This is a genomic window from Escherichia sp. HH091_1A (assembly GCF_030295175.1).
Classification (GTDB): domain Bacteria; phylum Pseudomonadota; class Gammaproteobacteria; order Enterobacterales; family Enterobacteriaceae; genus Escherichia; species Escherichia coli_F.
Genome location: NZ_AP025747.1, coordinates 3346894 through 3360562, shown reverse-complemented (window position 1 = coordinate 3360562; position 13669 = coordinate 3346894). Strand labels below are relative to the sequence as shown.

The 13669-nt window shown below is 47.3% G+C and carries 20 protein-coding genes and 3 pseudogenes; 9 read left to right on the top strand and 14 right to left on the bottom strand.

Annotated elements, in window-relative coordinates; translation table 11 throughout:
* Positions 1-241: 241 nt before the first annotated feature.
* The 14 genes and pseudogenes from QUF14_RS16990 to QUF14_RS16925 form a co-directional block, all read right to left on the bottom strand.
* Complete coding sequence (locus QUF14_RS16990; protein ID WP_249822568.1) at positions 242-1258, bottom strand: site-specific integrase; 1017 nt, start codon at positions 1256-1258, stop codon at positions 242-244.
* A protein-coding gene (locus QUF14_RS16985; protein ID WP_097494069.1) for an IS3-like element IS2 family transposase occupies positions 1243-2471 on the bottom strand; the annotation gives its coding sequence in 2 pieces (ribosomal slippage) (positions 1243-2156 and positions 2156-2471; 1230 coding nt in all). Before QUF14_RS16985 ends, QUF14_RS16990 begins: the two co-directional genes overlap by 16 nt.
* An 81-nt stretch (positions 2472-2552) precedes the next feature.
* Positions 2553-2750 (bottom strand): annotated as a pseudogene (locus QUF14_RS16980) (Arm DNA-binding domain-containing protein); the annotation flags it as partial.
* The gene (locus QUF14_RS16975) at positions 2705-2914 is read right to left on the bottom strand and encodes an excisionase (protein ID WP_071533262.1); all 210 of its coding nucleotides are present in this window, start codon (positions 2912-2914) and stop codon (positions 2705-2707) included. The gene QUF14_RS16975 and the pseudogene QUF14_RS16980, both read right to left, overlap by 46 nt.
* An 8-nt stretch (positions 2915-2922) precedes the next feature.
* Positions 2923-3069 (bottom strand): annotated as a pseudogene (locus QUF14_RS16970) (hypothetical protein).
* Positions 3070-3072: 3 nt separating this feature from the next.
* Complete coding sequence (locus QUF14_RS16965; RefSeq protein WP_000457706.1) at positions 3073-3315, bottom strand: DUF4222 domain-containing protein; 243 nt, start codon at positions 3313-3315, stop codon at positions 3073-3075.
* 31 nt (positions 3316-3346) lie between these two features.
* Positions 3347-3718, bottom strand: a complete 372-nt coding sequence (locus QUF14_RS16960) for a DUF5406 family protein (RefSeq protein WP_001364479.1) — start codon at positions 3716-3718, stop codon at positions 3347-3349.
* A 40-nt stretch (positions 3719-3758) separates the two neighbouring features.
* Positions 3759-4586: an SPFH domain-containing protein gene (locus QUF14_RS16955; protein ID WP_000720004.1), complete on the bottom strand. Its 828-nt coding sequence runs from the start codon at positions 4584-4586 to the stop codon at positions 3759-3761.
* Positions 4583-4771 (bottom strand): hypothetical protein, encoded by a 189-nt coding sequence (locus QUF14_RS16950; RefSeq protein WP_001242070.1) that lies wholly within the window; start codon positions 4769-4771, stop codon positions 4583-4585. Before QUF14_RS16950 ends, QUF14_RS16955 begins: the two co-directional genes overlap by 4 nt.
* Positions 4772-4947: 176 nt before the next feature.
* Positions 4948-5529 carry a hypothetical protein gene (locus QUF14_RS16945; protein WP_001364484.1) on the bottom strand — a complete coding sequence of 194 codons (582 nt, stop codon included), beginning with the start codon at positions 5527-5529 and terminating at the stop codon, positions 4948-4950.
* Positions 5526-5714 (bottom strand): hypothetical protein, encoded by a 189-nt coding sequence (locus QUF14_RS16940; RefSeq protein WP_000660643.1) that lies wholly within the window; start codon positions 5712-5714, stop codon positions 5526-5528. Before QUF14_RS16940 ends, QUF14_RS16945 begins: the two co-directional genes overlap by 4 nt.
* Before the next feature lie 198 nt (positions 5715-5912).
* A complete protein-coding gene (locus QUF14_RS16935; protein WP_000141091.1) occupies positions 5913-6119 on the bottom strand; it encodes a hypothetical protein in 207 nt (68 codons plus the stop codon).
* A gap of 287 nt (positions 6120-6406) precedes the next feature.
* Complete coding sequence (locus tag QUF14_RS16930) at positions 6407-6955, bottom strand: helix-turn-helix domain-containing protein (RefSeq protein ID WP_032287411.1); 549 nt, start codon at positions 6953-6955, stop codon at positions 6407-6409.
* Between the two features lie 145 nt (positions 6956-7100).
* Positions 7101-7790: an XRE family transcriptional regulator gene (locus QUF14_RS16925; protein ID WP_000800136.1), complete on the bottom strand. Its 690-nt coding sequence runs from the start codon at positions 7788-7790 to the stop codon at positions 7101-7103.
* A gap of 133 nt (positions 7791-7923) precedes the next feature.
* Here QUF14_RS16925 and QUF14_RS16920 point away from each other — a divergent pair, with 133 nt between their 5' ends.
* From QUF14_RS16920 to QUF14_RS16880, 9 genes and pseudogenes are all read left to right on the top strand, one after another.
* Positions 7924-8223: a transcriptional regulator gene (locus QUF14_RS16920; protein WP_000677967.1), complete on the top strand. Its 300-nt coding sequence runs from the start codon at positions 7924-7926 to the stop codon at positions 8221-8223.
* 76 nt (positions 8224-8299) lie between these two features.
* Complete coding sequence (locus QUF14_RS16915; protein WP_000973322.1) at positions 8300-9154, top strand: ORF6N domain-containing protein; 855 nt, start codon at positions 8300-8302, stop codon at positions 9152-9154.
* Positions 9151-9363, top strand: coding sequence for a Lar family restriction alleviation protein (locus QUF14_RS16910; RefSeq protein WP_000983808.1), 213 nt, complete (start codon positions 9151-9153; stop codon positions 9361-9363). Before QUF14_RS16915 ends, QUF14_RS16910 begins: the two co-directional genes overlap by 4 nt.
* Before the next feature lie 17 nt (positions 9364-9380).
* A complete protein-coding gene (locus QUF14_RS16905; RefSeq protein WP_100733675.1) occupies positions 9381-10040 on the top strand; it encodes an ash family protein in 660 nt (219 codons plus the stop codon).
* Positions 10037-11062: an ash family protein gene (locus QUF14_RS16900; RefSeq protein ID WP_100733674.1), complete on the top strand. Its 1026-nt coding sequence runs from the start codon at positions 10037-10039 to the stop codon at positions 11060-11062. The genes QUF14_RS16905 and QUF14_RS16900 overlap by 4 nt, the downstream gene beginning before the upstream one ends.
* A complete protein-coding gene (locus tag QUF14_RS16895) occupies positions 11059-11292 on the top strand; it encodes a hypothetical protein (protein ID WP_000621232.1) in 234 nt (77 codons plus the stop codon). Before QUF14_RS16900 ends, QUF14_RS16895 begins: the two co-directional genes overlap by 4 nt.
* Positions 11279-12187: an LvrA C-terminal domain-related protein gene (locus QUF14_RS16890; RefSeq protein ID WP_001247834.1), complete on the top strand. Its 909-nt coding sequence runs from the start codon at positions 11279-11281 to the stop codon at positions 12185-12187. Before QUF14_RS16895 ends, QUF14_RS16890 begins: the two co-directional genes overlap by 14 nt.
* A 10-nt stretch (positions 12188-12197) precedes the next feature.
* Positions 12198-13076, top strand: coding sequence for an ATP-binding protein (locus QUF14_RS16885; RefSeq protein ID WP_000988192.1), 879 nt, complete (start codon positions 12198-12200; stop codon positions 13074-13076).
* A pseudogene (locus tag QUF14_RS16880) lies at positions 13073-13663 on the top strand (DnaB-like helicase N-terminal domain-containing protein); the annotation flags it as partial. The gene QUF14_RS16885 and the pseudogene QUF14_RS16880, both read left to right, overlap by 4 nt.
* Positions 13664-13669 lie beyond the last annotated feature (6 nt).

Here is a 13669-nt window from a genome sequence, read left to right as displayed (position 1 = left end):
CCTCACCGTCTGGTCGGTGTCTTGCTGAGACTTCTAACTTCCTGTTTTTGTTGGTGTTGTCCTTACACCGTTCAATCATGATTGGTGGAGCTGGCGGGAGTTGAACCCGTGATCGTGATTAATCCAATTTATTGAATATGAACGATTTATTTTTTCAAACAATGAATTATGTGCATTTTACGTACATATTGTTGTCCCTGTAACGTCCTGATTCTGTACAACATTTTGAAATATTTTGCCGTCACGGGGTTGCAGAAATCGCCGTTTTTCCATCGTATTCTGCAAGGTAAGAGCCGTAATGTCTGAACAACATTTCCGGTCCTTTATGCCCCATCTGACCAGCAAGCCAGAACAGGTTAACGCCCTGGCTAATGTGCCGAGTGGCGAACGTGTGGCGTGTCTGGTACGGATTGCGATAGCGTACACCAGCCTTTTTAAGGGTTGGCACCCAGGCTTTTTTTCGGATCGCGTCCGCATTTGCCCAAGGGGCGCGAGTTTTCGGATCGCTGAATATAAAGTCGCTTTTTAGCGCCGTGTAGGGCTTTTGTGCCTGAAGAGCCGCCAGCGCTTCGCTGTTCAGTTGCACTTTGCGGGTGCCGGCTTTTGTTTTGGTGCTTTTGATTACCCCGACTACGCTTGCAGTTTGAACATGCGCGGTGTTGCCGATGAAGTCTATATCCGTCCAGCGCAACGCGCACAATTCTGAGCTGCGCAGTCCGGTATTAAAGGCAAAGCGAAACAGATTTCGCCATTCCGGGTAATGACAGGCGTCATAGATTGCTGCCGTCTCCGCTGGTGTAAAAGGATCGACCTCGTAATCATCACTGCCTGGTGTGTTGTCCAATACGTGATACCGGCTGGCGCTGACTAGCGTGACAGGATTTATTGTTAACAAACCATCGGTCACCGCTTCATCTATGGCGCTGCGCAGGAATGAAAGATTATTGCGGATAGTTTTCAGTTTTGTTTTTCTGCTGGCGATCCAGTTTTTTAGTACTGCAGGTGTCAGTTCTGATACATGAAATTTATGCAATGCTGACAGCGCCGACAGGCATTTTTCATAACCTCTAATTGTCGATGGTGACAGGTTACGGTTCTGGCAGATAATCAGGTATTCATCCAGGTAAGATTTTATATTTTTGTTTTTTTTCACTCCCCCGAACAACTCCAGCTTTTGGGAGTTGGGGAAGTATTTTGCATATTCGAAGGTACCATCGATAATCTGATTTTTTGGATTTGCCCCTATATTTCCAGACATCTGTTATCACTTAACCCATTACAAGCCTGCTGCCGCAGATATTCCCGTGGCGAGCGATAACCCAGCGCACTATGCGGATGCCATTCGTTATAATGCTCGAACGCCTCTGCAAGGTTCTTTGCTGCCGTTAACCCGTCTGGTTTGGGCATGATACTGATGTAGTCACGCTTTATCGTTTTCACGAAGCTCTCTGCTATTCCGTTACTCTCCGGACTCCGCACCGCCGTGTTCTTCGGTTCAAGTCCCAACATCCGGGCGAACTGGCGTGTTTCATTAGCCCGGTAGCATGAACCATTATCCGTCAGCCACTCCACTGGAGACGACGGAAGATCGTTGCCGAAGCGGCGTTCCACCGCTCCCAGCATGACGTCCTGTACTGTTTCACTGTTGAAGCCGCCGGTAGTGACCGCCCAGTGCAGTGCCTCACGATCACAGCAGTCCAGCGCGAACGTGACACGCAGTCTCTCTCCGTTATCACAGCAGAACTCGAACCCGTCAGAGCACCATCGCTGATTGCTTTCTTTCACGGCCACTCTGCCTGTATGTGCCCGTTTCGATGGCGGTACAGCAGGTTTTCGCTCAAGCAACAGCGCATTCTGGCGCATGATCCGGTAAACACGTTTGGCATTGATCGCAGGCATACCATCAAGTTCTGCCTGTCTGCGAAGCAGCGCCCATACCCGACGATAACCATACGTGGGCAGCTCTCCGATAACATGGTGTATACGGAGAAGCACATCCGTATCATCAGTGTGACGACTGCGGCGGCCATCCATCCAGTCATCGGTTCGTCTGAGAATGACGTGCAACTGCGCACGCGACACCCGGAGACAACGGCTGACTAAGCTTACTCCCCATCCCCGGGCAATAAGGGCGCGTGCGCTATCCACTTTTTTGCCCGTCCATATTCAACGGCTTCTTTGAGGAGTTCATTTTCCATCGTTTTCTTGCCGAGCAGGCGCTGGAGTTCTTTAATCTGCTTCATGGCGGCAGCAAGTTCAGAGGCAGGAACAACCTGTTCTCCGGCGGCGACAGCAGTAAGACTTCCTTCCTGGTATTGCTTACGCCAGAGAAATAACTGGCTGGCTGCTACACCATGTTGCCGGGCAACGAGGGAGACCGTCATCCCCGGTTCAAAGCTCTGCTGAACAATTGCGATCTTTTCCTGTGTGGTACGCCGTCTGCGTTTCTCCGGCCCTAAGACATCAATCATCTGTTCTCCAATGACTAGTCTAAAAACTAGTATTAAGACTATCACTTATTTAAGTGATACTGGTTGTCTGGAGATTCAGGGGGCCAGTCTATTTTTTATTTCTCCCAGCAGACGCTCGGCGTACTTCACACCGCGCGCGTTTACTTCCATTCTGGAGAGGGGCTCCCGACACAGAACCCCTTTATATGTAAAAGTGATAATCAGAGTGCTACCAGTTTTATGCTGGCGAATAGTTACTCCTCTAGGGAGTGATAATGATCCTTGTTCTTTCTTGCCCATTTTGTAATCTCCATTAAGTCGACCCAACGTTCTTTAACTCCGTCGACTTTTAATACATGTACCCCTTCTTTCCATATTCCTCTTTGTATCCGTTTGTTAACGGCATCAACCGTTTCTCCTGCGTTGCGGCAGTAGGTTGATATAGGTACGCAATCCAGCCCCACAGTTCACCTCATACAACATTCAGCCCACGGCAGTGGCACCACACTTCAAACATTCGTTTCACAATTTCACGACAGTAGAAACCGTCAACATCTCATGTCAGGTCATAGCGATTGCCGTAACGCTGGTGGACCCATCGTTCAAATGCTTTATTCATTCTTTACTTCCTTTTCATGGCCCGTAATTTTTTCAGATGCGTTTCCTGTTCTGTTTCTGCCAGAATTTGTCGGTATTCCTGGTGATCGAGTCGTTCAAACAGTTCATTAAAATCGTTTATTTTTACCGACTGTGTTCGCCCATCCATTCTTCTGTACAACACAGTGTTATTTATGCAGCGAATAATTTTTATCGGGTAACCGGCACTGTCGGTATACAGTTGTCCCTGATTAATCAAAGCGAACATTTTTTCTCCTGCTCTCTGAATAGTGAGAACTTCAGAGCCGTATGTTTATAGCGGGTTCAATACTGATAATTTCTGCTGAGATAAGCATCCCGGCAAGCCAGAGCTCTCCGGACAGGTCTTCATCCTGACATGTCAGTTCGCCAATATTAATGGTGGCCATGATATCTGTTTCCCCTGTACGCTCATCCTCGACTTCTTCATAAGGCAGCGTTGCGTACAGGCTTTCAATAGCGCAACTGATAACATCGAGTCCGGTCAGGTTGCCACCGACAGTAACTTCGAATGTTTCGCGGTATTCCCATAGCCCGAAAGTTAATCGAACGGTTTGTTTTGCCATGCGTCCGCACAACGTCAGATTCGGGTCATAGTTCATTATTTGCGGTTGAGTATTCTGGGTATTCATCTGCTTTTTCCTTAGTCCGGCGTTCTGCCGGGCATATAAGTTATTTAACCTGGATAAATGGTGTATTAGCACCGCTGGTCATGTATTGCGGCAGTGTGCCGTTCCATTTATTGATGGCTTCCAGTTCCATAACTTCGGGGTTCTGGCGCAGAGCTTCACCGCGTAAACGAATAGCATCGGCTTCAGCCTGGGCTTTTGTGCGAATTGCATCAGCCTGTCCGGCAGCTTCCGCGCGCAACATGTTGGCTTCCGCTTCGCGCTGTTTAACTTCCTGCTCGCGCTGCAGTGTTTTCTGGTTCGCCGTGACTTTGGCATTAATGCTGTCGATAACGGTTGACGGGTACTCCGGCTTACCCACATATGAGAGGCTCATTACCTGAATACCGATAGGTGTCATCTCTGCCTGAATGTCTTTAAGAGCTTCATCCAGCAGCTTAGACTTGCCGCCGTCGATAAATTTGTCAGTGGTCATTTTGCTGGCCAGTCGGTTGAGTGCATCGGCGATCTTCTGGCGCAGGTCAGTGTCGGTAATGTCGTCCACGCCTTTGCGGTAGGTCTGAAACACCGTGGTAACTTTGGATGGATCAACTTTGTAGGCCACGCCGATGTGATAGCCGATGGTTGTACCGTCACTCATCTGGAAACTGAACGGTTCATCGTAGGTCTTCATTTGCTTGAAGGTGGGGAAGATGTAAACTTCAGTATTCCAGCCAGTCCAGTAGCGACCAACACCTACCACCTCACCGACGCCTTTGTCGTCGCCCAGTTTATTTACCTTGATGCCAACATTACCTGGTTCAACGCGATCGCAACCGACAAGGCCAATAGTCGGCAGAATAATGGCTAAAGCAAAAATAATTTTTTTCATCTTTTATCCTTAGTGAAAGAAAGACCCTTGTAAATGGCATAAATGCAGGGCGGGGTCAGAAACGCCAGTGCAAAGCCAGAAATAACTGCTATCGTATCCTTCATGGATATAAGGAACGGAACAAGTAATCCGTAAATGCATGCGATAATTGCCAGTAAAATTACTATTGTGAAATACAGTCTCATTGGTCTGTGGTATCCCGATATTTTTAACCGACTGACAGCGCAATAAAGAGAATAATGATTTCTGTTAGTGTCAGCACTGTGGCAAGGATTAAAATCAGTTTTACTCTGTTTAATTCACGGTTGCTTTTCATATGAACGGTTAGTAAAAAACGGAAGAATTATTTTCTTCTTAATATTTAATGTGTCACTGGCGCTTCTGGCATACCATGAGTATTTAGGTCGTTAATCATTTCATCCAGAAGAAGTTCAAGCCCTTCTCGTCCCATAGCAGATACAATGAAGCCATTATCAGGATCTGCGATGAGCATTTTTTGATAGAGAAACAGAACTCGCCCCATGCCTTCAGCTTCGCCATATTTTTCAATGAATCCCCATTCGACATGGTTTTGCAGGGCAATGCGAAGTGGCCCTGGGTATATACTCATGCAACCATGCTTCCCCTTATAAATAACTGCGCGATCTGTAGTTCCGTTATCGTTAGGGATATCAATGGTGCCGTTCTTGTCTTCCTCTTCACTGATAAATTTCGCCACATACAGCCAGCGCCACTGGGCAACCTTCAGATCGACTGAAAATCTTCCCAGCAATCCGGCATCATCAGCTTCGGCAAGACATTGCATGATTCTTAAACCGTGCCAGTATGGATTATCGAATTCACCATCATTAAGTTGCTGTACGGCCTCAACATAATCAATGGTTGTATTGCCAATTTTTATGCCATGTGGCGTAACTTCTGGTTGGAACTCTGAATAATTCATAATGTTTGTTCCTTTGCTGGTGGAATAATCGTGTAACCCGCTCTTTTTACCATCCACAGAAATGTATCCATGCAGCCAACGAATTCATCATCCGACAGATGTTTTGAGTAAATCACTTTCCCATTTTCAATGGTCAACAACACTCTTACTTTTTCATGTGTTATGTTCTGTTGTTTTTCTTTCATTTATTTATCTCCCATATGCTTTGCGCAAATACAGGTTGGCTATATGAAGATAAGAATCTCCATGTTGTGCAATGAGGCAGGCAGTTTTATACGATGCCTTATTTTTCAGGAAAGTCATAACTGAGTTACCTCTATGAATAAAGGTTGCAACAATCTCCGGCGATAAAACCGTAATAAACGGTCATGGCATATTTGTTGTTATTGCGCTAATTCTTTTTCGGCAGCAGCTTTTGCATATTCACATGCAAAATTCAGAATTTCGCTGCCAAGTACTTTTGTTTCGTGATTACTGGACATATGTAATACCTGTGTTGCATGTAATAAATGATAAACATTTACCGCAAATGAGTCCGGCTCCAGACAAATGCCTTCATAATCATCTTGTTGTGAGGTTGTTTCTGTCATTGCTCCTGAAGTGCATGCGAGCCTGTTTTTGACAATTCTCTTTCCTCTAATCACTATATCGGCAACATCTATTGCCTTTACAACCTCCGGGAGAAGTTCCGGGTTTGTATAATCAAAGTCATCAACATGGAGAACAGTTATGTTTTCGAACTTTTTCATGGCTTCCTCAGCTGACTTATATGTTCTGCTATATAGCGAGTCTCAGAAGTGTTTTCATATTGAGACTGTTTCCGCAATGATTGATAAAAATGTTCGCATGTACCTTGAGGGGCGAAGCGGCGATTATGTCACCATTGGTATTGGTTCTTCCGTAGAAGAGCTTCGCGAGATAAGGAGCAAACTTGTTGAGATGCGTCATGGTGTTGCTGCTCCTCACTTTTTGGTTGCTCCGGAGGAGTAACCTCGCCAGTTAACAGCCACATCGGATCGCAGCCAAGAATATTTGCCAGTGGGATAAGCATACTGAGAGTTGGTTCATACTCTCCGCTCTCCCACTGGATGATGATTTCTTCATCGAGATCGAGCAGCCTGGCGAGTTCGGCGGTTGTTAAGCCGCAGGCTTCGCGTTGGGTGCGAAGGTTAACCAGCCAGCTTTTAGGGAAGGATTGTTTTTGTTGTGCAGGAGAAGCCGCAGATAGAGCATATTCATGGATAAATTCCATTACCTCAATGCCCAGTTCCTTTGAACGAGCACAATCCAAAAGATGGAATGTGCGTACAGCACTTAGCAAATTGGCAATATTTAATGCAAAGGAATCAAGTTCTAAGCCTTCAAGCGTAACACAGCCGCAGTTGATAAAATTAGTTGTTTCTGGAGTTGCTTTTAGTGTCTTCATATACCCACCAACAATTTTAAATTGAATTTAATCAAGTTATAATTGATGGTGCGATATTATGCTTCGAGAAATAGGCTGTCAAGAAAAAATTGATATCGTGTGTTTTAGGCAGAAAAAAACGGGCAAAGCCCGTTAAAATCAAAGACTACCCAAATCTGTTTATATTGAATGGTACTGATGAGATCACTTTAGACTGGATATAAAGCAGAGCTAACCCCTCTTTTTCGATGCTCCATGGTTGATAATTGGGGTTATCAGATAACACCATGATTTTGCTTCCAATTTTTTGAAGTCTTTTCACGTAGCATTCTCCATCAAAACAAAATGCATAAATGCCATCGCCATCAAAATAAGTTACTGTCTTATCAAGAAAAAGAAGGTCGCCAGGTGAGATTGTGGGAGCCATACTGTCTCCTCTGGCGTTACCTATTTCTATATTTTTGAATGCCCGATTTCCAACAAGGCGTCGGGCATATTCAGGATCAAGTTCTATTGAGCGCACTACATCTATCAAGTCACCACGGACATGAGTTCCATCACCGCAACTAAACTCAACATCAAGGACATTAAACACGACGCTATCTGTTCTTGTCTGGTGTTTCTCTTGCGAGGAAAAGGTTGGTGAGGAGTCTTCACCTAAGAACCAGGATTGTGGATAACCGCTAATCTCGGATAAATGCGCGAGCTTATCACTCCGTGGAAATGTTTTTCCTGTTGTCCAGTACTGCACTGATTGCGCACTCACACCTAACTTGCGGGCCAGTTGAGCCTGAGTCCATCCTTTTGCTTTCAGCATCGCGGCTATTCGATTTTCCGTGTTTTTGACGTTCTTCATGACCAAATCCTGTGGGTTTCTTTACAAGGATAAATCTTTACTTGATTTTAGTGTATTCGATCCTTTTGCAACTTGCATGTTAATTTAAACTTGATGTATTCTTGATTTATAAAGTTAATATTGGTGCTTTGTTATGAAAGGAAATGATTACGACAAACTTCGTGCATTAATTGCGCAAAATGCCATAGCGCGAAATCTTGGTGTGACGCCGCAAGCGGTGAATCAGTGGTTTTCAAAAAACACAATTCCTGCTCGTTTCGTTTTACGCGTATGTGAAGTAGTTGCATGGAAGGTCACGCCACATGGCTTAAGGCCAGATCTTTATCCTCACCCTGAAGATGGAATTCCTGATTCGTTACGCAAAATTTCAAATCTAAGCCTAGCGCGCACGGAAGATGGGCAGAGTGATTCATCAGAAATGTCCACGCGATGAACGGTTACTGAACGAAAAAAGAAAAGCCGGGCCGCACTCCGTCAGCCCGACTTATTCTGATTAGTAAGGGGATTTCATGATGATCAATAAACAAAAATTAGTCAACCCTGAAAACTTGCCAGTTATTGAGTGGCAGGGAGTACGTGTAGTTACCACCGAAACGTTGGCGGCGGGATATGGAACAACGCCAATCCGTATACAACAGAACTACATTCGAAACGAAGATCGTTTCGTTGAGGGTAAACACTTTTTCAAAATCAGCGGTGATGAGCTGAAATCTTTCCGACTATCTTTTAGCGAGTCGGTTAATAAACATACAACATCACTTGTCCTCTGGACAGAACGCGGCGCTGCCCGCATGTCAAAAATCGTCGATACAGACGAGGCCTGGTCGTTCTTCGAAAAAATGGAGCAGGCGTATTTTCGTAAAGCAACGCCTTCTTCAAACACTATTCCAGACTTTGACGATCCGATCGCTGCTGCTGAAGCGTGGATTGAAGCCAAAAAATCCGAACGCCTTGCTCTCGGGTATGCAGAGCGTCAGGCTCGCTACATCAGCAAACTCGAAAGCCATCTCGCCGATGGCATCACTCCTGTGCAGTTCTGCAAACAGCTCAACGGTGTAAACACTCGTCAGATTAATGCGTTCCTTGAAGAGCGTAACTGGCTGTATGACGACCGTCCGGAGGCTATGTATCCGCGCTGGCGTGTAAAAGCGTATGCACGTGACCAATACCTGACTGAGCGTTCTGGGCAGGTTGAGCAGGAAAACGGGGAAATGCGCGAGATTTTCAAACCACTCCTGAAGAAAAAAGGTGCCGCCTGGTTATATCGCCATTATCTGAACGGCGAACTACCTATGAAGAAAACATGGGATGGGCAATTTACCCATAACACTGAGCTCGCGAATCTTTTACAGGAGAGCAAATGATGCAAACCAAGACATGTGTAACTGGTGATGTCGATCTGAAACCTTGCCCGTTCTGCGGAAATCCGGAAGTACAACTCATTGAGGTGAAATATTTTCTGGATGGCGATGATGGTTATTACGTCGCATGTACTTGCTGTAACGCAAACCAGATTCCTGATTCGAAAGAACGTGCTGTTCATGACTGGAACCAGCGCGAAAACGCGGATTGACGGCGAGTAGGTACAAAATGATCCGCAACCAACATATTGATTCTGCAATTTCGGGACGTTACACTGTCTCTGCACCTTATAAAGCGGGTGCCGGGATTGGCGTCTTGGAAATGTTATCGGCGATATATGACGCACCAGCGTCTTTTTTATCGTCTGCGTCTGCGCACACCCAAATTATGGTGGGCTGGGCGGGGGCACCGAAAGGTGCGCCGGTTTCCGATAACGCCGGTTACGCCAACCCCGTTCAGTTCACCACCAGCGAAATTGGCGTTTCCGGTGGTGAAGGTAATTCACTGTTATCGGAGGCTGCCATCATGGCTACAGTCCCAACTTCCCCATACCTGAAAATCGAAGTCGTCAACGGCAAGGCCGTTATTTTCTCCCTGCATGTTGCCTGCCATTTCAAGCGAATGCACCAGAACATCGTCGACAAAATCGAGTACCTGAACTGCTCGCGAGAATTTTTTACCCGCAATTTCATACCGGGTACTTATCACGTCTATGGTGACTCCCTGCGTGGTTATTACATCACCCTTGATGGCCTGATGATGCTTCAGCTTGGGTTAAGTCTGCGCACAATGCGGTACTACGAGAGCTGTATTGAAGCATTCCATGAGGCGGAAACCAACCTGAATCACACTGTTTTCCGTCGTAATCAATGGGAGGTGCGCCCATGATTCGCCAACATATTGATTCTGCAATTTCGGGACGTTACACTGTCTCTGCACCTTATAAAGCGGGTGCCGGGCGTGGAAACCCGAAATTCAATATAGAGCACAACCGCGCTCATGCGGTTTTTTCGTGTCATGAGCATCGTTACGCCCAAATTATGGTGGGGCGTGCAGGGCCAACTTCGGTTGGGCCGGGTTCTATGTTGACCGGTATTTCCACCCCTGTACGTCTCACCACCTATATGGTCGTGGAAAGCCTTGGTGGTGAGTTCATTGAATTCAACATAGGGGCTGTCACCATGACTACCACCACTACTCACCCGTTCCTCAAAATTGAGATCGTCAACGGCAAGGCTGTTACGCTGTCACTTTTCGAATATCTCAAACTATTGCGCCTTGCTGGTGTTCCGGGTTATATTTCTCGCGTTGCTGTAAATCCAGCAACCGGGCTTCGCATCCCGAAACATCACACAGGGCTGACACGCCATAAGCGTGTTTTTTTGTCTACGCACGTCTATTCAATGGCGGCTCAGATGGGAGCTTCTTCGGAAGCGCCGGTTTTCCCTTGTGTGTCCGGTAATGCGAATCCTGTCTGGGCTGCCACCAATCATGGTTTCGCATCCGTGGGTGGTAGCTGTAAAGCACACACACAAGGGGCTGTCTCCATGACTACCACCACTACTCACCCATTCCTCAAAATTGAGACCGTCAACGGTAAGGCCGTTATTTTCTCCCTGCATGTTGCCTGCCATTTCAAGCGCATGCACCAGAACATTGTCGACAAAATCGAGTATCTGAACTGCTCGCGCGAGTTTTTCACCCGTAATTTCATACCCGGCACTTATCACCTTTATGGCGATTCTTTGCGTGGTTATTACATAACTCTTGATGGTCTGATGATGCTTCAGCTTGGGTTAAGTCTGCGCACAATGCGGTACTACGAGAGCTGCATTGAAGCATTCCATGAGGCCGAAACCAGCCTGACTCACACTGCTTTCCGCTGTAATCAACGGGAGGTGCGCCCATGATTCGCCGCGTCGTTAATTCCCTGTATCACCGATACAACCGTTGCCCCCGTGTGGGGCAGTGGTTCACCACCAGCAACGGTCACGTTCTGCGGGTTTGCCTGGTCAATACAGAAAGCCAGAAGGTTGTCTGCCAGGTTCAGAGACGTACTCATACCCTGAGTTATCCGCTGGTGGCGTTTCAGTCCGGAAAAATGTTTAAACGCCTGGGAGGTGGCTATGCGTCCGTCTGATCTTCTGCTCGATTTTGGACATCCGGTTGCTTATTACCCTGGGCTCGTTAAATACATGGGAAGTCCGCACGCTGTTATTTTCTTTGGTCAGATTTTTTACTGGCAGGATAAAGCACATGCAGCGGAAGGCGTACATAAAACGCGTGAAGAGATACAACACGAAACCGGGCTTACATTTGAACAACAGGCTGTAGCGCGTAAGCATCTTGTGTCCAGAGGCATTTTGGTTGAAACCAACAAGCGTCTTGAGCACAAAATGTTCTACCGTATAGATTGTGAGCGCCTTAATGAAATTATCAATGAAAACAATCAGTTTTCCCGAAATGGGGAAACCCGTTTTCGGGAAACTGTAAAACCCAATTTCGCGGAGGAGGGAAAGCCTTCACCGCGGACACGGGAAACCCCTCGCCGCGGAGAAGGGAAAACCAATTTCGATCTTACAGAGAATACAACAGAGATTACTTCAGAGAATACTACAGAGAGTAAAAACACTATTGGCGCATCCGCTGACGCGTCTGCACCAGCACGTTCTGCCCGACAGGAATATTCACCGGAATTTGAACAGGCCTGGCAGGAATATCCCAAACGTGCTGGTGGCAATTCCAAGTCAGCTGCTTTCAAAGCCTGGAAAGCCCGTATCAGGGAAGGTGTGACACCCGAAACCATGCTTGATGGCGTGAAACGCTATGCCGCCTGGGTACGTGCTACAGGAAATACCGGCACACAGTTCGTGAAGCAGGCAGCGACGTTCTTTGGCCCCGATCGTCACTTCGAAGACTTCTGGCAACAACCAGCCGCTCCCGGAGGTGGGCGACAGCGACAGGTCGATGTCCTGTCTGGCCTGGGAGCCATGTCTGACAAATTCGGTAAATCCAGTGACAAACTGACATTCTGAGGTGACAGCGATGATGACGTTTAACCTTCGTGAACAACAAAAAAGACTACAGGCGCGAATGGATGAGTTACGGGCAGAGATTGCATTTGCTCAGAAGAGCGAAAAGCCATGGCCTTATCGTTCCTGCCTGATGCGTGAAGGTCGCGGATATTGCGAAAAACACGGTAAATACAGCACGCATATACTGGTGTGGAGTGATCGTAATGGCGAGGACAGAGAAAAAATTTCATGCTGCCCTGACTGCTTGATCGCAGAGGCCAACGATTTGACCATGGAGCTGTCGTCCCTCAAGGCGGAAGAGCTGACTGATAACGCCGGAATAGCCCTGCGTTTTCGGGACTGTGAGTTTGATAATTATCTGGAGGTTAATCCTGACGCAGCCAGAAATCTTGCGGCCTGTCGTCGCTATGCGGAGAACTGGCCAGATATGCTGGAGAACGGTACCAGTCTTGTTATGACCGGCAGTTGCGGTACCGGGAAAAATCATCTGGCGGTATCAATGGCAAAACACATCATCCGTAACTATCTGGCCAGTGTGGAGATCATCGACGTGATGCGCCTTACCCGTGCTGTGAAAAACTGCTGGCGGAATGACAGCGAAAAAACAGCGGATGAAGTTATTGAGTATTATGCGTCACTGGATTTGCTGATCATCGACGAAGTCGGCGTTCAGTTTGGTAGCGTGGCTGAAATGGCTATTTTGCAGGAAATTATCAATGCCAGGTACGAAAGTATCTTGCCCACCATCCTGATCAGCAACCTTTCACCGGAAGAGTTGTGGGCGTTCATCAGCCCCCGCATTGCCGACAGGATCACAGACGGGGGACGCAACTGGTTGTCGTTTAACTGGCCCAGCTATCGTTCTCGTATCAGAGGTGTGGCTGCATGACAACACCAGTCTGGCGTAACGATGATCTGGAAGGCGCTGTCATTGGCGCGTTCTTTCTGCGTGGGGCAGATCATGAAGTGATGGATATTCTGGCCACATTGCCGGCAGACGTTTTTTCTGTACGAGCGTATCGGGATATCTACACAGGCATCTGCAGACAGGCCCGTGTTTCAGGCGTGATTGACCCTGTGCTGTTGTGTAATGAGATGCCGGAACTTGCCCCGGTGATTACTGATACCGGGCGCAAAACCTGGGTGAAGTCTTCACTGGAGCACTATGTTGCAGCGTTGCGGCGCAATGCGGCATTGCGCGATGCAGAAAAAACGCTGAATGAGGCGCTGCAGAAATTACGTGATGCGCATACCTGTGAAGCGGCTGAAGATGCTCTGAAGGATGCGCAGAACATGATGGCCTCATTGTCGACGGAAAAGGGCGCTATTCAGCCGGTACATATTGATGATGTGCTTCCGGAAGTGGTTGAGCGTGTTGAATGCCGGAATCAGGGACAGGAGAAATCCAGGACACTGATGACCGGTATTGATGAACTGGACGCAAAAACAGGCGGCATGGAACCCGGCGACCTGGTTGAACCG